A 16333-nucleotide genomic window follows, 5' to 3' on the forward strand; every position below is an offset into this window, starting at 1 on the left:
ATTACACTGCTGTATATATTACCAGTTTTCCAAGTGAAGTTGCGACTTCTTTATGTTGTTTTTTCAAAATAGTAATCGCTAAAACTCAGATGCCAACATCGATCAGCAATAATGAACAACAAGGTTTTGTCCTAACAAGACGTGCCATGGATACGCGCCAAGGGTTAGAGTTAACCTATTGGCTGAAAACTCAAGCGGGACCCACTCAAGTCAAAGTAATTGGCGAGAAAGCGATATTCTTTGTTGAAACACAACATGCACAGCAAAGCGTTAATTTACTTAATGAAAACCAAATCAGACTGAGTAAAAAAAATGATTTACCCCTTAAAACCTTTAATCAACAACCGGTTACTGCCTTTTATTTTGACTTGTTAAAGGATTTTTATTTTGCCCGTGAAATCTTAAAGCAGCATTCAATTAAGTGTTACGAGGACGATATTCGCCCCGAAGAACGTTACATGATGGAGCGTTTTATTACCTCGTCATTGTCTTTTACACCCAGTGACCAACTGTCTTTTAGCCACCCCCAATCAAACCAAACTCAATCGCGCCACAGTAAACAATACCCTAGCTATAAACGGGTACGGTGCAAAACGGACGAGTATGATCCTAGCTTAACTATGATTTCCATTGATATTGAGTGTTCGCCGCAAGGCGAGCTTTATTCAATTGGCGCATATAGTGACGATTGCCAACTTGTACTGATGATTGGCGAGCCTGAGCCTGACTCTGAGTCTTACATTCAATGGGTTGATGACGAAATTGAGTTACTGAAAGGTTTTATTGTTTGGCTTAATGAATACGATCCCGACATTATAATCGGCTGGAACGTAATTAATTTTGATTTTAATTTACTACAGAAGCGTTGTGAGCTACATCAAATCCCGTTTCGAATTGGCCGTGATGGCTCTACACCGCATTGGCGACAACTTAAAACCAGCGATCAAAAATTCATAGAAATTGCTGGGCGCGTTATTCTTGATGGCATTGATGTGCTGAAAACTGCGACTTATAGTTTTAGCAGCTTTTCACTGGAAAATGTTTCTAATGAGTTGCTTGGTAAAAGTAAAAAAGTTACTGATGTAGACAACCGTCTTGCTGAAATTATTGATAACTTTAACTATAACAAACAAGCGTTAGCTGCCTACAATTTAGAAGACTGCGTTCTGGTTTGGCAAATTTTTGAAAAAACACATTTACTCTCTTTTTCTAAATTGCGTGCTTCATTAACCGGGTTATCACTTGATAGAGTCGGTGGTTCGGTTGCAGCGTTCACTAATTTATATTTACCTAAATTGCATCGTGCAGGTTACATAGCGCCTAATTTAGGGGATGGGAAGTCTGATTTAGTCTCGCCCGGCGGTCATGTGATGGACTCCATTCCTGGGCTATACAACAATGTATTAGTACTGGATTTTAAAAGCCTATACCCATCAATTATTCGTACCTTTCAAATCGATCCGATGGGACTTATTGAAGGGCTTAAATCACCTGACAATGCCATTGTGGGTTATGACGGGGCATTGTTTTCTCGAGACAAAAACTTTCTGCCGGACATTATTACTGAGTTGTGGCAAGAGCGTGACAAAGCCAAAGCAGATCAAGATGCGGCGCTCTCGCAAGCAATAAAAATTATCATGAACTCGTTTTACGGGGTGTTGGGGTCGACCGGTTGTCGCTTCTTCGACCCAAGGCTCTCTGGCTCAATTACCAAACGAAGCCATAGCATCTTAAAAACCACCAAAGAGTGGATTGAGGATTTGGGGCATCAGGTGATTTACGGTGACACCGACTCCATTTTTGTCTTTGTAGGGAATGAGCAAAGCCCTGCGTCGTGCCAGCTTTTAGGCAAAGATTTAGCCTCGTACATCAACGACAAATGGTCTGCCATTATTGAGAATGAACATCAGGTGGTAAGCCAGCTTGAAATAGAATTTGAAACACATTTCAGTAAGTTCTTTATGCCGACCATTCGCGGGCAGGGGGCTGCTAAAGAGCTAAATAATATAGGCACTAAGAAACGCTATGCAGGCATGGTAGACGGCAAACTTAAATTTAAAGGGCTAGAGACTGTCAGAAGTGACTGGACGGATATCAGCAAAGTATTCCAACAGGAGCTTTACAGAAGAGTATTCGAAGATATTCCCGTCAAACAATACATTCAGGTATTGGTAGACGATATTAGGGCTGGTAAGCATGATAAGGCTCTTGTTTATCGTAAAAAGTTGCGGCGTAAGTTAGAAGACTATGCCAATACGCCACCCCATATAAAAGCGGCCAAATTAGGGAATGAAGTAGCGCAAGAAAAAGGGCAAAAAATCAAATACAAAAGAGGAAGTAAAATAGAGTATGTAATTTCGGTAACCGGTGTTGTCCCTGTCGACCTTATCAGCTCATCGCTTGATTATGATTACTATATCGAGAAACAAATAAAGCCCATCGCTGATGATATTCTGCCGTTTATCAATGAAGATTTTGATGATATTACCAGCCAACAACTTGGCTTGTTTTAGGTAAAATAATACAAGCGCACCGCGCTTTTTAGGCTCTACTAACAGTTTGACCTATATTCATTTTTTATTCTTTATAACAATTCACTACTTGTAGCCTAATCACATAACCTGTATAAATAAATTATAGATGGCTAGATAGCTAAATTAGTTTTGAACGACGTTTCAAAGGCAAGTGATTTTAAAATGAAAAAACAAACGCAAATTATCAATGCAGGGCGCGGCAAAAAGTGGGCAAGTAATGTGGTCAATCCACCGGTAACGCGCGCGTCAACGGTCGTATTTAATTCTGTTGAAGAGATGAAACACGCGACTAAGAACAAAACCAATCAAGTCATGTTCTATGGTCGTCGTGGCACCAGTACTTCATTTGCGTTTAGCGAAGCGATGACGTCGTTAGAAGGAGGCGCAGGCTGTGCGCTTTACCCATCAGGTACTGCTGCGATAACCAATGCAGTATTGTCGTTTGTTGAATCAGGCGATCATATTTTAATGGTTGATACGGCTTACGAGCCAACGCGTGATTTTTGCAATAAAATGCTGAAAAAATTAGGTGTTGAAACCACTTACTATGATCCACTTATTGGCGCAGGAATTGAAGCGTTAATTCAAGATAATACGCGTATCGTGTTTTTAGAGTCACCGGGCTCTATCACCATGGAAGTGCAAGATATTCCAAGTATTGCAAAGGTAGCGCACCAGCATGATTGTATCGTCATGCTCGATAACACATGGGCGTCGCCGATCAACTGCCAACCGTTTGAACTAGGCGTTGATGTGTCAATTCAAGCGGCAACTAAGTATGTGGTTGGCCACTCAGACGTGATGCTCGGCACGGCAACTGCCACAGAAAAATACTGGCCAACTCTACGTGAAAACAGTTACATCATGGGGCAGTGTACTTCACCGGATGATTTGTATTTAGCGGCACGTGGTTTACGTACGTTAGGCGTTCGTATGGCTCAGCATGAGAAAAATGCCATTAAAGTTGCTACATGGCTACAAGGGCGTGATGAAGTAGAAACATTATTGCACCCTGCATTCGAATCGTGTCCAGGTCATGCGTTTTTTAAACGTGACTTTACTGGTTCAAACGGCCTGTTCTCGTTTGTATTAAAAGCAAGTAATAATGATGCTATTACTTCATTACTCGACGGTATGGAACATTTTAAAATGGGCTATTCTTGGGGCGGCTTTGAGAGTTTAATTCTTGCTGTACAAAACGTAAATGCATTGCGGAGCGCGACCACATGGCCATACAAAGCAGCACTAATTCGTTTGCACATTGGCCTAGAAGACGTGGATGATTTGATTGCGGACTTAGAACGTGGTTTTGAGCGGTTAAACGCTTTACTTTAACCACCCCATTTATGATTTGTGAATTAAAAAAGCCCTCTGTCGAGGGCTTTTTGTGTAAATTTATTTAAACTTAATCAAATCCAAGCTTGTTTATCTGATGAGACAGTGAGTTCACTGTTGGTGTCACCTGTATGTGCCGTTGATGAAGGTTCAACCATCATAAAGTGAGTATCCGGTGTGGCTTTAGGGCAATGCTCAACCCCTTTAGGTACAACGTACATTTCACCAGCATTAAGTACGATATCTTCACTTCTTAACTGCAAAGTTAGCTGCCCTTTAAATACAATGAAGAGTTCATCTTCATTATCATGTTTGTGCCAAACTAGCTCACCTTCGCCTTTGGCTATTTTGACTAACTGTCCGTTAGACTCAGCAATCACTTTGGGTGTCCAAAGCTCACTAAATAAATCGAATTTTTCGCTAATGTTAATTTTCTTCATCGATGACAATCCTATAGTGACTTTGCTTCGCGGTTAAGACTAATGTTGTTATTAATTAATGTGGTTAGCTAGTTTTTGCTTAATGCTTTTCTGATAAATTTAGATGTTACATAAGCAACCAGTATGCCCATCAGAAAATACAAAGCGATTAAATAGTTTGTGTACTCGGCAGTATAGATTTCGCTATTAGCTAAGATACACTTTCCAGTTTGATAATTAAATTGGCCACCATGATCTAAGCAGTTATCCACAATAGTAAATTTGTTGAGGACCAATATGACGATGATGCTAACAATCACGCCGATAAATTGAGAAATTGAGTTTTTATTCATTTTATCTAACACTCGAATAATAAGGTGATGAAATTAGACATTATTGAATTATATGTAAAGCATGTAATACAAGGCAGCTAAAGCGTCTGAAATTTGACTGACTATAATGCGAAACAGTTGAGGGGGAATCAAGTAAAATGTTTGTTGAAAAAAATGAGATAGTCCGCGGTATCCTTGGCTTGCCTTACGTACTTGAACCGAACATTATTATTAATATAGTCGTTCAGCCCACGACCTGAAGCAGCCAAGATTTTCATCACCTCGATATGCTCTGCACCTGCTGACATATAACTGTAAATATAGGGAGTTACTACGTCTTTAAACCAAACAGTTAATGACGTTTCGTCTACTTGATAGCCTACGATATTGGAATCGCCATATATATCACTGTACTGGTGCACAACACTGTCCTTGTATATTTTATTAATAGACAAATCAAGGCGCCGCCAATCTAACACCTGAATGAATAGCCAGTAACCTAACATAAATAACAATAAAAACAAGTGGTTAATTGTCACGGTTTGGAAGCAGAGCTGTTGCAAAGTGGTAATGGAGTGTTGCAATTTTGGAAGATTAAACGATCATTTTTGTTTTATCGAGAACCCCGTCGCTATCACCAAACAAACCAATGCAATTATATCGGCAATAATGACTCTATTTATCGCTTCATTAACACTCTCGTTTAAAAGGGTAATACTTAGAAATGAAATAACGCTAATGTAACCCGCCGTTATTGCAAGGGGCTGCAGCTGTTTTATAAATGCAGCATACAAAATAAATGCGCCTAGTAATCCAAACAATATTGCGCGGTGGCGCATCAAAATAATAAGGTTTGGATCGGCTAGGTTTATATCATAAAGCGAACTAAGTTGTTCAGCGCCGAGTACACCAGTTAATGGTATTAAGTGAATAATTGCAACAATCACCAGTAAGGCTGAAATGGACTTTTGCATTGTGGTTCTGCCTTTGAATTTATTGCAGTTTTAATTGTGTTGATGACTTAATCGTAGCGTACTTTGTATCTTTCCTGCACAAAATTATTAGGGTAAGCAATGGCTGAGGCGTGCTCTAGTTTGATGTCTTGAGTTGTTTCTTCATTGCCAGTGAATAATGGAATGCCTTTGCCCAATAATATAGGAGCGCGCGTCAGAACAAGTTGATTGACTAATCTTAAATCAATAAAGCTTTGAATCGTTTGGCCGCCATCAATATAGCCATGCTGAAAGTTCTCGTTGTTGAGCTTGGCAATTAAATCTTCAATACCACCTGACCATAAAGTCATTTTGCTGGTGACATTTTCAGGCAACGTTTTTAATGTTCGACTTAACACGAAAATAGGGAGGTCGCCATAAGGCCATTGATCTGGTGATAGGTTGAATTGAGATAAAATTTCCATGGTGTTGCGACCCATGATCATGCAATCAACGCTTTTGATGAAAGCGTTAAAACCCATATCGGCATGCTCGCCCATGTCTGCATCTTTATTGCCTGCGTTGTCTAGCCAGTCAATACTGCCGTCTTCGCGGGCGATAAAACCATCAACGCTGGTGGCGATAAATACGGAGTATTTCATAAGTGCATCCTCTAGTGATGGAAGAAAAAAAATAGTGACTTATTTTACTACTATCTCGGTGATGATGGCTGATTTTTAATGACAAGTTGCACCAGCTTTTGCACTATAGGGGCGACGACATTTATGGTTGGAAAGGCAACGATAAAGGCAAATCCCCACGATTTAAGCCACGCCTGAAATAATCCGTCAACTAGACCAATGTTAAACGTGGTCACCACCAATGACATGATGCATGACATCATGAGTGCCATGAAAAATGAAAAAACAAGTTTAGTATACTTTTGAGGTATCACGAAGTCTCCTTAAAGCTCTTTGACCATAAAATATTTACAACCGGTCTCTGGGTAATTTTCTTGCACCCATTGGGTCACGTAGCCGTGTTTTAGATAAAACGGCATGGCTTGAAAGTTTAGTGTATCGAGTAGGCATTTTTTACAACCTCTTTCTTTTCCTGCTTGTTCAATAGCTTGTAACACTTCGCTACCCTTGTCTTTACCGCGTAGCTCGCTACTGACCCATAAGGTACTTAACAACAACCAATTGCCGAATGTACGTGCATAGGCGCCTGCAACCACATCTCCTAGGTCATTCCTTATTTGTACCGCCAGAGGTAATCGTTCGCTGACTTCCCAATTAGCCCAGTTAAATTCGGCGATCTTCCCATCGAGAAAGTCAATCAATGCTTGGTCAGGGTTATCGAGTATTTCTATGTTCATGCAGTGTTCTTTTATTGTTTGTAGATTGATGTTTAAACTTTTTGCTTTATTACTTAATATCCATGCGCATTTTAACTAAGGTCTTGCTGAAGCCTATTTTTTCATAGGCGCGTACCGCCGGCTCGTTTTTGTCAAACACGTCTAAACGAATTTCAACCATTCCTTTGCTTTTACTCCATTCAATTAGGTCATCTATGATTAATTTATTGATGCCTTTTCTGCGGTGGTTTGGGTCAACAAACATGAAACCAAGGTATGAAAATTTCGCATGTATTTCAAATGGCTTTGAGTTCATGATCAGGGCATAACCAGAGCCAACCAATATACCGTTTTCCTCCGCAACTAATAACAAGGAATCATCGCCAGTGATCAGTTTTTCAAGGTTGTAGTATGTGACATGATCTGGTTTGATGCTGACATCAAACGGGCGTTCTGCGGCTATTACGCCTTGTTCAAAGTCGAGCAGGGTGTCGATATCACTTAACATTGCAGGTCTAGTGCTGATCATCTTTTATGTATTATTCCATCAAATAGCAGTTCAACTAATTGTATCACTTTGAACGATTAAAAAACTAAGTTCGATTGGTTTTAGCTAATGCCATTTGCACGAATATTGTTAACATTCCTGTTCATTAAGTGTCGAAGCACATAGCGAAATAGAAGTTTTTTAACACCTGATAAATTGCTGCCATGAGTCTCGTAAAACCCGTCGGGTTGTGTGTACACACCAAAATCATCCGCGATGCCTTCGCTTTGAATGTAGGTGTCTTTTCCTTGCCAGTCTATATCTGGTGTGGCTAAACATTTAGTGGCAATGCCATAGCCTGAGAACTGCTGACATTGGTCGGCAAAGCTACTTTGTACTTGGGTTAAAAAGGGCTTGTCGATGATATAACCTTCAAGATTTATCCAGCGATAGTCGAGGTAGACTTCAACCCAACTGTGAATGATGCGTTTGGGAGCAAAAAAGATAAGGTAATGTGGAATAGCGCCACGTTGTAATTCGTTGTATATAGTAAAACCATGAAAGCGCGTCGCGATACCAACAGCTCTTAATAGTGCCATTAATAAGGTGCCTTTAGTATTGCACTGTCCGTAACCGTCGCTAAGGACTTGGCTGGCGGATAAGCGATCATCAAAGCTATAGCCAAAGCATATCTCATCACGCACAAAATGATATATTGCCCCTACAGCGTCATAAGGAGCGAGCTCTCGCCACTTTTTTTGTTCGATGAGGGTTTGAATTTTAGGGTGATTAAAATCAAGAATTTTTGTTGCTTGTAAAAAGTCATTTGATACTTGGTTCATAAAGTGTTCCTATATTTTAGCTGTCAAATATTTATTTTTTCTGCTGGGTTTTAACGGCGAACGACAACAAAGAGAGGCCGGATAACAACGCGATTGGATGAATAATAAGCCCATGAAATATGGATAGCTCAGCGATACTGCCATGTACCAAAACGGATGATACGATTGCCAATGCAATGAAGATGAAAAATGAACGATATAATGTTTGCATAATGGTTTCTTTATCGAGTTCGTAAAAGGTTATGGCAGGCTGCATACGCAATCAGAGCCAACAATATGTACAAATATTAAATAATTGATTTACAGGAAACTTGAATAAACTGGCTAACTTTGGCTAAATCTAGCCGAATTTTTTGTTAAAGCGATTTATTGCGCGCTATCTAGCTGCAAAAAGTGACGAGGCTTGCCTGATGGTCATACCGAAATTTTTTTTAAACGTGCGGCTTAAATGGGCACTGTCTGAAAATCCTGCAAGGTGAGCGGCCTCTGTTGCCGAGCTTTTGTTAATTAAAGCCTGGATGGCGCACATCATGCGTCGCCATAATAAGTAAGGGCGCCAAGCTATACCAAGCTCTTGACTAAATAAATGGAGAAAACGACTTTCCGACAGAGCCAATTGCTCAGCCACTTCTGAAGCCCGCCAATGCGTTGGTTTAATACAGTCACCTTGTAAGCATAGATCGAGATCGGCAATTAGCTCCTGTACTCTCTTATCTTGCACCGTAGTTTTAAGAGCAAATATTGAATGCTGCAATGATAAGGCATCAAATAAAGGGGCTAACTGTATTGCTACATCACTGATTTTAGTCGGCACTAATTCGGTATGGTTAGTTAGTGGAATTCGGCTAACGGATTGTCCTGCTAATTTACTTGTTAAGGCTTGCCCTAGTTCACACATAGGCTCCACCAGCAAAATCCAACCAGCAGACAGTTGTAATTGATGCTCTACGTTTGAGTCTATTATAGTGAGCGTTGAAGTGGCTTTGCTATTTAACTTACACAAAGCGTCGTTATTGGGCCAAATCACTTGTATTGCATGGTGATTGTGCGGCGCCGCATCGAGGCTTGAGCCGTAAATAATCACCACCCCTGGCTGAACCCAAACCGTTGGTTTAATCACCATTCCCTCCATTTTACCCCAATCAAGCATATATGTTGTCATAAGTCATTCATGTTGGCTAGCTTCGCTAAAATTTGTGCAAAGGGCACTGACGAAAAGAACTTGAGCTGAGAACAACTAGCTAACGCATTAATAAATAGATTGATTTAAAGAGTGTAAAACGTAATATGTAACCAAATGTGTTGTTAAAATGTTGTAAGAGGATTGTTATGAAAGGGAAGTTTGCGCAATTAAAGTCTCGCTTTGTGATGTTCGTTGTCAGTGTAGCCTTGGTTGTTGGTGGTCAAACTTGGGCACAATCTAGTGCCATTGATTATGAAAAAGCCGTATTGGTGAGTAAGTTCGCTAAGTACATTATTTGGTCCGCTGAAGCCGTACAACCTCAGTTTGTCATTGGTGTTTATGACGACGTTGAAAAATATCAATACTTTAGTGAATTCTTTGCTAATAAAGGCGTAAAGGGAAAAGACATATCTGTACGCTTGGTTAAAACCTCTAATGAAGCGAAAGATGTTCGTATTTTATATGTGTCTTCACCCAATAAACGAAGAGCGTTAAAACTAACGAATAAAATCACTAATGATTCAAATGTGCTAGTGGTAACCGAAGGTATTAAAGACGTTTCAAAAACCATGATTGATCTTTCTTACAACGAAAAAACAACTAAAATTGGCTTTAGCGTTATTGAAGACAATATTGCTAAGGGCAATCTGACTTTGCCAGAGCTGTCACTTTTCACCTCAAATAATGATGATGTATTGTCGGTTAGTCCTACCTTTTTGAAAAAGAACAAGCAAGCAAAGCAGTTGTTAGCACTGCAAAACGAATTAGCTAAACAAAAGGCGTCAGTGGCTCAACTCAATGAAAAATTGAAAATAACTACTGAAAAGTCAAAGCAGCAATCTTTAGCATTGCAGAAAGAGTCTGAGCGTTTAAAGGCAGTACAGCAGAAAATCGAAAAGCAAAGTGAAGACATCAAAACTAAAGATGAAACACTACAACGTTTGGAAGAGCGGCTTGAGGGTCAAGAATCTCAACTAAGCATGAGCAAAGGTGATTTACAGCTAGCGGCTGAAGAAAAAGTTAAAGAGCAAGAACAAACGCTTATGGAGCTTACCGACGAGTTGAGCAAACAAAAACAAATAGTGAACAACAACGCGGCGAAACTAAAAGCAATGACCGATGAAAATAAAAGCCTTAGTATTTTTCAACTCTTGTTTTATGTCTGTGTCGTTATTGCTTTAGCGTCTCTATTTGCTGTATTTGCCATGCGAAAAAAGGCAAACAAGGATGAAACGCAACCTTCACTGTTGTCAGTCAGAGAAAATCAATTAGTTAAATCAGAAAACTTAGCGGCCATTGGTTACATTGCTACGGACGTAACGTATGCGGTTAACGTGTCGTTAGATGAGTTGCATGAGCAATTAGAGTCAAGTGGTGATAGTGCTAAAGCTAGCTCGCTTAAGTCTGCTGTAACCCTATTAGATAATTTTAATACCATCGCCGCAGACCAAGACGACACTGACGTTCAGCAATTTGATTTAATTGCATACATTCAAAAAATGATGATGCTTTATCAATTTGAGTTTGAGCAAAGCAGCACTGCATATAATTATACTGGCGAAAATGCTTTAACGATTAGATCAGTACCTAGCTATATTGCACTGGTATTAATGAGTGTGGTTAATAATGCGTTGAAGCACGGTTTTGACAATAAAGGCCATGGTAAATTAACGTTAAACGTTGAAAAAGGAGTGAAAGGCGGTGCTAAAATTACCGTGGCTGATGACGGTAAAGGGATGAGTAAAGAGGTGTTGGCTCAAGTGTTTACACCATTTTTTACTACTGCAAGTGACCGTGGATACGTTGGTGCAGGTATGAGCACTAGTTATGAACTGATCAAAGAAAAATTATCAGGCAATATTGAGATTGAAAGTGAGGAAGGAAAGGGCACTAAGGTAACAATTACCTTGCCATAAATTCCTTGGCTATATCAACAACCCTAAGTTCAATTGTTGAGTTTAGGGTTGTTTAAGTCCAGAAAAACTGACTTAATCGTAACCACCCTCACCGCAACTATCACAGTCTCCAGCAGTGTAATGCCAAGACTCAGCAATAATACCTAGAGTGGCTATCCAAGATTTCGATGTGTCTTCGCTTTAATATTTGCTCTACAGCAATAAAAAATCATATAACCTTTAAAACGTCACTTGGTAAACATCAATTTTGAAACCACGGAAATTTGACGACTTAATCAATTCAAAGCCTGTTCTATTTGCCACGTTAACAGAGCCAATATTTTCTGGTTCAATGAGCGCATGCACAGCTTTTAATTTTAATGTGTTTTTTGCATAACCTAATAAAGCCCGTGTTGTTTCAATAGCATAGCCCTTACCTTGTTGATGAATCGCCAGTCGATAATTAATGTGAATTATTTTTTTTGAATCTAACTCATCTTCGTTTAGGCCACAAATGCCAACAAACGCTGTATTAGTTGATTCATAAATCGCCCAGCGTCCATACTGTTTTTGCTCATATTGCTTCTGGCAGTTGTTAATATACGCCTTGATTTGTTCTTTCGAATGCACCCCTACAGTTGAGTATTTCATTACGATTGGGTCGGCTAATACTTTTGATAATGCATTTGCATCTTTATGAGTTATTTTGCGAATACACAGTCTATTTGTTTTGATTCCGTTCAATATGAACTCCATCAGTTAAATTCATCAATAGCCAATAAGCGCTAGCTGGCGAAAATGTGAAACGGCACAGGGCTATATCAGTACCGTTATTCAGTGTTTATTATGTTTTATCGGCGCAAAATCTAATGTCGTTTTTAAGCCACAGTGCGGGCTACTTCATTTCCCAAATTTGCCACATAGGTAGTTGTTGTTTATCTGCAAGCTGCATCGCCGTTGTTTGATAGTGTTCTGCTTTTTTAGAGTGTTCTAGCCCAGCCATTGCTTTGCTGTATTGATGATGCCACAGGGCATTATTTTTCCCTTGTACTGCCACTTTGTCTAATATCGTTTGGGCTTCTTGAAAGCGTTTTTTTGCATTGAACCCTTTTGCTAAATAGTTAGTGACACTGAGTAGAGAGCTAGGAAAGTCTTTTTCTACAGCAGCAAGCAATGCATCTACCTTATCGATTTGTTTGGAAGAAAAAACATATCGAGCAAGTTTATAGGCCTGTAACCACTCGATTCTAAAACCATTATAGTGCTGTTGTTTTTGCTTAAATGTCGCGAGTACATCGTCAATGTCTTTGTGTTCCGCTAAGGCGTACCCGTCTTCGTAGAAGTCTTTGAATAGGAAAGTCAGTGCGTCGACAATAGCGGGTAGCGAAGTACTGAAGTGATTTTCATCAGGGTAAGCTTTAAATTGTAATGGCCAGTTTTCTATATTCAAAGCCTGCAGTTTTTCTAATACCTTTTTAACACCCATGCCTTGCTCGTTAGCAACCGATAGAAATAATGGTGCAGGTTGTTTGCCTTGTTTTAATTGTGCACCAATGTATTGGCTAATATTGTCTGCAGCGGCGTAGTCGTCTACCCAGTAACTCGGACTCATGGCTAAAAAGGCATTAAAAGGCGTGTCTGCTTGGATCATGGTGTACGTGGTAAATAAACCGCCTAGTGAATAGCCTGACATAATGCGATTGTCGTTTGTGCGATATGCTTGATCAATAATAGGAACTAATTCAGTTGCTATGTACTGGTGAAATGATTTAGCGCCGCCAAAGTCGTGCTCTCCTTCAACCTGCCAAGTGGTGTGATAGATATAGTCAGCATTACCTTGGTTAGCGACACCAACAACAATCATTGGTGGGATTTTACCCATGCGAGCTAAATTCTTTGCTACTGCAGAAACATGCTGAAATTGAAAATCGCTGTCAATGACATAAAGTGTTGGATAGGTAAGATCATTATCGTGATAGTTTTCAGGTACATCGACCATAAAGCGACGTTCCTGATTGAGAATTTTTGATTGGTGGCTGTCAACATAGCCGCTAATAATAGGTTGTTGTGCACTGACGTTAAACGTGAGTAAAAATAAGATTAGCATCAAACGAAACATTATTTATTCCCTTTTCTTATTGTATTATTTTGGTCGTTAAGTTTTAGAAGGACGGCTTTTGATTGGCCTTCAAAGTCAAAAGCCAACGCCTCTCTTTTTGTGACTTGCGTGTTATGAATTTAAGCTTTCAATGAGTTCTATTTCTTCTCCGTCAGGGCCCGCATAAAATGCCACTTTGTTTATCACTTTTGTGGATTCTAGAAAGCGCACTGTAAAGGGTCCACGTAAAATATCAAGCCCATGACTTTCCATGTGCTCTATTGCCATAGCCAGATTGTCAACGCGTAGCGCAAAGTGAGCAATACAGCCTCTACCTTTTGTCTGATACATAGCAAAGGGAAATAATTCGATATACGTGCCATTGCCAACATCAAGTTTAATGTTTCCTTTGTTATAGCCTAAATCGCTATTAACACTGAAGCCAAATATATCTGTATAAAATAATACAGATTTCTTAATAGAGTTACAGCTTATGGCTACGTGGCATAAGTCCTTTTTACCTAAATCCTTTTTTACTCTATCACTAAGAGGTTGGAAAGGCTGATACTTGCACCTAAGAAGTGAAACACTGAGGATTACTACAATCCCGAGAAATCCTATGCGTGATTTGTGTTTTACTCACCAAGCCACTTGAATCGTGCTTCTTTCTCTAATTTATCAAACTCAGCTGCTGTTATTTTTCCATTGGCCAAATCATCTTTCGCAGGCCATACGATTTTCTGGTACTCGTATTCTATTGCGGCAAGAATATAACCCAGCTTTCGCTCCTTTATTTTCCCTTCATGAAAGAGCGACATTGCCAGTTTTTTATTCCAAGGTGCACCGTCTGGAGTCTCTGGAAGTGTAAAATCTAACGTGAGTAACCTCTTGTCTGATATCGTGAAACCTTTCTCAATGGAATCCTTAGCACACTCGTATAACATATAATCGATAGAGTCTTGTAGGCCATATAAATGCCAATCAAAGCCAGCAATGCAGCCGCCAACAATATTTCCATCTTTATCATTAATATTTATTGCTCTTTCAGCGCAACCTGAAAGAAATGAGGATAAGAACACTATTTTTAACAAATTCTGAAACATCTACTCACTCTATTAAACATGTCATGCCTGCCTATTAGGTATCATAATTTGCCAAAGCTGTGAATCGAAGTGAAAACCCTCGGTCATTTGCATATATGTTTATACCCTTCTTCCGGTAGACAAAAAATGAGCCCAGTCATTACGATGTCTTTTCTTACTGTCATTTACTGCAAGGTAGAGTTCAGTTCTATTTCTTCAGGCGTAGATTCATAAATTTGACGATCTTGGTTCCCCGAAATCGTAATAAACTTGTGTTCCATCAATAACTCGTAAGTAGCATTCGGAGCAATTGGGCCATAGAGAATGTCGCCAAGGTTTGCTTTTAGATCCACAGCATGTTTTTTTGTATCGTTAATAACAGCGTCGAGTGCGTAAACATTGCTATGAATATCTGATAATACTACAACTTTCAATGGGCCATCCGTGGGTATAATGCTATCGAGGAAACAAACAATTGCCTAAAATAAGCCGCTTAATCGCAAAAACCAAGCTGTTATTTGTCCGTGTGTTTTTTAAGTGATTGATCTAGCGCCTTTCTTTGCTTTGCTTGTTCACTTTTACACCTGTTCTTTTCGTACTCATAGGGGTGATTACAATTACCGTCGGCACCTAACCCTATCAGTAAGCTTTCTTCTTTTTCCTTACATTTCATCTCCTGTGCTGGTTCCATATTTACACACAATGATTCTTTCTTAATAACATCCGTAGTTCCATAATCACTTGTGCTATAAGTGCTACAACCACATGTCAAAACTAGCATCATTGCAGAGAGTATTAGCTTGAGTTTTAAATTCATGAACGAAGTCCTTTTAAATAGCCTCACAACAGGGCTAGAAATTGTTTGCGAAAACGTAAAGCAGAGCAGGGCATACAACCAGTAGTCTCACTTTATTTAACTTGTTAGTTGGTACTTCTTTAATAGGTTATTATTGCAAATCCGCTATTTTTATTAAGCATAGGGCAAAACCCATAAAGAATATAGGATCTACAATATCCATTAATGTATGAAACCTTTGAACCGTGCGTTGAGTCAGCTAACTCTTTGAGCGGCTCAATAAATAAGCTCAACTCTAGTGCTTCCAAATTCGTTACTACTGTTTTTCTCTTGCGATAATTGTTTTATTGATAATACGCCATTCATTTTCGCGTTTGTACATTACAAGATAGTCAACAGAGTGTGTTTTGGGCGTATCAACATCAAGCTTCACACCATGTTAAGTGGCTATTAATACTTGCTTAAAGTTACTCATTGATGAACATTGTTGCCGCCATCGCACTTAAAGACTATTTTATTTTTTGATTTATTAATCCCATATCTAGAGCCGCTTCAAAAACCAAGCTCTACTTGTGGTATTTGCGAATAACAGCAACTTTACCGTTTTCCATTTCGAGCACTTCCATCATGGTTTGTGTATAAGCAATAGGCTGCTTACTTTCAGGGTGGATGCCCTTTGCACTTTTCTTATATCTAATAGCAATAGCTGAGTTGTTGAAAATAAACACATCAAGAAGCTCAGCACTAAATTCAGTGTGAGCGCCTAAATAAAATAACATGCCTTTTCGCATTGCTTCTTTTCCATCAGGTAACCTTGAGTCGTCTGTTATCCATGGTAAATGCGAGTGCCCTATATCATCTGTAAGTTGAGATAAATAGTTTTCAAGATCCTCTTTCGTTGCATTTGGTGCTTGAGTTGCGACCATCGCCTTAAAATAGGTTTGAGCAAATTTCTCAAGATCAATTTTACTTGCTGAAGCAGACCAAGCAAAACTAAGTGACAATATTAAAAGTAATACTTTCATTGAGACTCCGTGGTTG

At 39.4% G+C, this 16333-nt stretch carries 21 protein-coding genes; 3 read left to right on the forward strand and 18 right to left on the reverse strand.

Features of this window, described 5'->3' with window-relative positions; genetic code table 11:
- Positions 1–89: 89 nt before the first annotated feature.
- Positions 90–2513, forward strand: coding sequence for a DNA polymerase II (locus tag QUE03_RS08135; RefSeq protein WP_286266935.1), 2424 nt, complete (start codon positions 90–92; stop codon positions 2511–2513).
- 183 nt (positions 2514–2696) lie between these two features.
- On the forward strand, positions 2697–3869 hold the full coding sequence (locus QUE03_RS08140) for a cystathionine beta-lyase (RefSeq protein ID WP_286266937.1): 1173 nt from the start codon (positions 2697–2699) through the stop codon (positions 3867–3869).
- 74 nt (positions 3870–3943) lie between these two features.
- On the opposite strand, the gene QUE03_RS08145 is transcribed toward QUE03_RS08140, so the two are convergent.
- The 11 genes from QUE03_RS08145 to QUE03_RS08195 all read right to left on the reverse strand — a co-directional run bounded on the left by QUE03_RS08145 (position 3944) and on the right by QUE03_RS08195 (position 9400).
- On the reverse strand, positions 3944–4309 hold the full coding sequence (locus QUE03_RS08145) for a cupin domain-containing protein (RefSeq protein WP_286266938.1): 366 nt from the start codon (positions 4307–4309) through the stop codon (positions 3944–3946).
- Between the two features lie 68 nt (positions 4310–4377).
- A complete protein-coding gene (locus QUE03_RS08150; protein ID WP_286266940.1) occupies positions 4378–4641 on the reverse strand; it encodes a hypothetical protein in 264 nt (87 codons plus the stop codon).
- 128 nt (positions 4642–4769) lie between these two features.
- Positions 4770–5042: a hypothetical protein gene (locus tag QUE03_RS08155; protein WP_286266942.1), complete on the reverse strand. Its 273-nt coding sequence runs from the start codon at positions 5040–5042 to the stop codon at positions 4770–4772.
- Positions 5043–5222: 180 nt separating this feature from the next.
- Entirely contained in the window at positions 5223–5594 is a 372-nt protein-coding gene (locus tag QUE03_RS08160) for a hypothetical protein (RefSeq protein WP_286266944.1), read from the reverse strand.
- Positions 5595–5641: 47 nt separating this feature from the next.
- Positions 5642–6214, reverse strand: a complete 573-nt coding sequence (locus QUE03_RS08165) for a dihydrofolate reductase family protein (RefSeq protein WP_286266946.1) — start codon at positions 6212–6214, stop codon at positions 5642–5644.
- Between the two features lie 50 nt (positions 6215–6264).
- Positions 6265–6507, reverse strand: a complete 243-nt coding sequence (locus QUE03_RS08170) for a DUF2798 domain-containing protein (RefSeq protein ID WP_286266948.1) — start codon at positions 6505–6507, stop codon at positions 6265–6267.
- A gap of 9 nt (positions 6508–6516) precedes the next feature.
- Complete coding sequence (locus tag QUE03_RS08175) at positions 6517–6930, reverse strand: GNAT family N-acetyltransferase (RefSeq protein ID WP_286266951.1); 414 nt, start codon at positions 6928–6930, stop codon at positions 6517–6519.
- Positions 6931–6979: 49 nt separating this feature from the next.
- Complete coding sequence (locus tag QUE03_RS08180) at positions 6980–7438, reverse strand: GNAT family N-acetyltransferase (protein ID WP_286266953.1); 459 nt, start codon at positions 7436–7438, stop codon at positions 6980–6982.
- An 80-nt stretch (positions 7439–7518) separates the two neighbouring features.
- The gene (locus QUE03_RS08185) at positions 7519–8238 is read right to left on the reverse strand and encodes a transglutaminase-like domain-containing protein (RefSeq protein WP_286266955.1); all 720 of its coding nucleotides are present in this window, start codon (positions 8236–8238) and stop codon (positions 7519–7521) included.
- A gap of 31 nt (positions 8239–8269) precedes the next feature.
- On the reverse strand, positions 8270–8449 hold the full coding sequence (locus QUE03_RS08190; protein WP_286266957.1) for a hypothetical protein: 180 nt from the start codon (positions 8447–8449) through the stop codon (positions 8270–8272).
- A 165-nt stretch (positions 8450–8614) separates the two neighbouring features.
- Positions 8615–9400 carry a helix-turn-helix transcriptional regulator gene (locus tag QUE03_RS08195; protein ID WP_286266959.1) on the reverse strand — a complete coding sequence of 262 codons (786 nt, stop codon included), beginning with the start codon at positions 9398–9400 and terminating at the stop codon, positions 8615–8617.
- A 167-nt stretch (positions 9401–9567) separates the two neighbouring features.
- On the opposite strand from QUE03_RS08195, the gene QUE03_RS08200 reads away from it, so the two are divergent.
- Positions 9568–11337 (forward strand): YfiR/HmsC family protein, encoded by a 1770-nt coding sequence (locus QUE03_RS08200; protein WP_286266961.1) that lies wholly within the window; start codon positions 9568–9570, stop codon positions 11335–11337.
- A 219-nt stretch (positions 11338–11556) separates the two neighbouring features.
- Here QUE03_RS08200 and QUE03_RS08205 read toward each other — a convergent pair whose 3' ends face one another.
- From QUE03_RS08205 to QUE03_RS08240, 7 genes are all read right to left on the reverse strand, one after another.
- Positions 11557–12060 carry a GNAT family N-acetyltransferase gene (locus QUE03_RS08205; protein ID WP_286266963.1) on the reverse strand — a complete coding sequence of 168 codons (504 nt, stop codon included), beginning with the start codon at positions 12058–12060 and terminating at the stop codon, positions 11557–11559.
- Between the two features lie 151 nt (positions 12061–12211).
- Entirely contained in the window at positions 12212–13435 is a 1224-nt protein-coding gene (locus QUE03_RS08210; protein WP_286266965.1) for an alpha/beta hydrolase, read from the reverse strand.
- Between the two features lie 111 nt (positions 13436–13546).
- On the reverse strand, positions 13547–14035 hold the full coding sequence (locus QUE03_RS08215) for a VOC family protein (RefSeq protein WP_350227415.1): 489 nt from the start codon (positions 14033–14035) through the stop codon (positions 13547–13549).
- Positions 14036–14049: 14 nt separating this feature from the next.
- A complete protein-coding gene (locus tag QUE03_RS08220; protein ID WP_286266967.1) occupies positions 14050–14517 on the reverse strand; it encodes a hypothetical protein in 468 nt (155 codons plus the stop codon).
- A gap of 164 nt (positions 14518–14681) precedes the next feature.
- The gene (locus tag QUE03_RS08225; protein ID WP_286266970.1) at positions 14682–14930 is read right to left on the reverse strand and encodes a metallophosphoesterase family protein; all 249 of its coding nucleotides are present in this window, start codon (positions 14928–14930) and stop codon (positions 14682–14684) included.
- 80 nt (positions 14931–15010) lie between these two features.
- Positions 15011–15313: a hypothetical protein gene (locus tag QUE03_RS08230; protein ID WP_286266972.1), complete on the reverse strand. Its 303-nt coding sequence runs from the start codon at positions 15311–15313 to the stop codon at positions 15011–15013.
- A 545-nt stretch (positions 15314–15858) separates the two neighbouring features.
- Complete coding sequence (locus QUE03_RS08240) at positions 15859–16317, reverse strand: nuclear transport factor 2 family protein (protein ID WP_286266976.1); 459 nt, start codon at positions 16315–16317, stop codon at positions 15859–15861.
- Positions 16318–16333 lie beyond the last annotated feature (16 nt).

Origin of the sequence: Thalassotalea atypica, assembly GCF_030295975.1 — a bacterium.
Lineage (GTDB): Bacteria > Pseudomonadota > Gammaproteobacteria > Enterobacterales > Alteromonadaceae > Thalassotalea_F > Thalassotalea_F atypica.

Bases quoted from the DNA above. Each gene is read 5' to 3' on its own strand.
- QUE03_RS08135 (WP_286266935.1), top strand. From the start codon at position 90: ATGCCAACATCGATCAGCAATAATGAACAACAAGGTTTTGTCCTAACA.
- QUE03_RS08140 (WP_286266937.1), top strand. From the start codon at position 2,697: ATGAAAAAACAAACGCAAATTATCAATGCAGGGCGCGGCAAAAAGTGG.
- QUE03_RS08145 (WP_286266938.1), bottom strand. From the start codon at position 4,309: ATGAAGAAAATTAACATTAGCGAAAAATTCGATTTATTTAGTGAGCTT.
- QUE03_RS08150 (WP_286266940.1), bottom strand. From the start codon at position 4,641: ATGAATAAAAACTCAATTTCTCAATTTATCGGCGTGATTGTTAGCATC.
- QUE03_RS08160 (WP_286266944.1), bottom strand. From the start codon at position 5,594: ATGCAAAAGTCCATTTCAGCCTTACTGGTGATTGTTGCAATTATTCAC.
- QUE03_RS08165 (WP_286266946.1), bottom strand. From the start codon at position 6,214: ATGAAATACTCCGTATTTATCGCCACCAGCGTTGATGGTTTTATCGCC.
- QUE03_RS08175 (WP_286266951.1), bottom strand. From the start codon at position 6,930: ATGAACATAGAAATACTCGATAACCCTGACCAAGCATTGATTGACTTT.
- QUE03_RS08180 (WP_286266953.1), bottom strand. From the start codon at position 7,438: ATGATCAGCACTAGACCTGCAATGTTAAGTGATATCGACACCCTGCTC.
- QUE03_RS08185 (WP_286266955.1), bottom strand. From the start codon at position 8,238: ATGAACCAAGTATCAAATGACTTTTTACAAGCAACAAAAATTCTTGAT.
- QUE03_RS08190 (WP_286266957.1), bottom strand. From the start codon at position 8,449: ATGCAAACATTATATCGTTCATTTTTCATCTTCATTGCATTGGCAATC.
- QUE03_RS08195 (WP_286266959.1), bottom strand. From the start codon at position 9,400: ATGACAACATATATGCTTGATTGGGGTAAAATGGAGGGAATGGTGATT.
- QUE03_RS08200 (WP_286266961.1), top strand. From the start codon at position 9,568: ATGAAAGGGAAGTTTGCGCAATTAAAGTCTCGCTTTGTGATGTTCGTT.
- QUE03_RS08210 (WP_286266965.1), bottom strand. From the start codon at position 13,435: ATGTTTCGTTTGATGCTAATCTTATTTTTACTCACGTTTAACGTCAGT.
- QUE03_RS08220 (WP_286266967.1), bottom strand. From the start codon at position 14,517: ATGTTTCAGAATTTGTTAAAAATAGTGTTCTTATCCTCATTTCTTTCA.
- QUE03_RS08230 (WP_286266972.1), bottom strand. From the start codon at position 15,313: ATGAATTTAAAACTCAAGCTAATACTCTCTGCAATGATGCTAGTTTTG.
- QUE03_RS08240 (WP_286266976.1), bottom strand. From the start codon at position 16,317: ATGAAAGTATTACTTTTAATATTGTCACTTAGTTTTGCTTGGTCTGCT.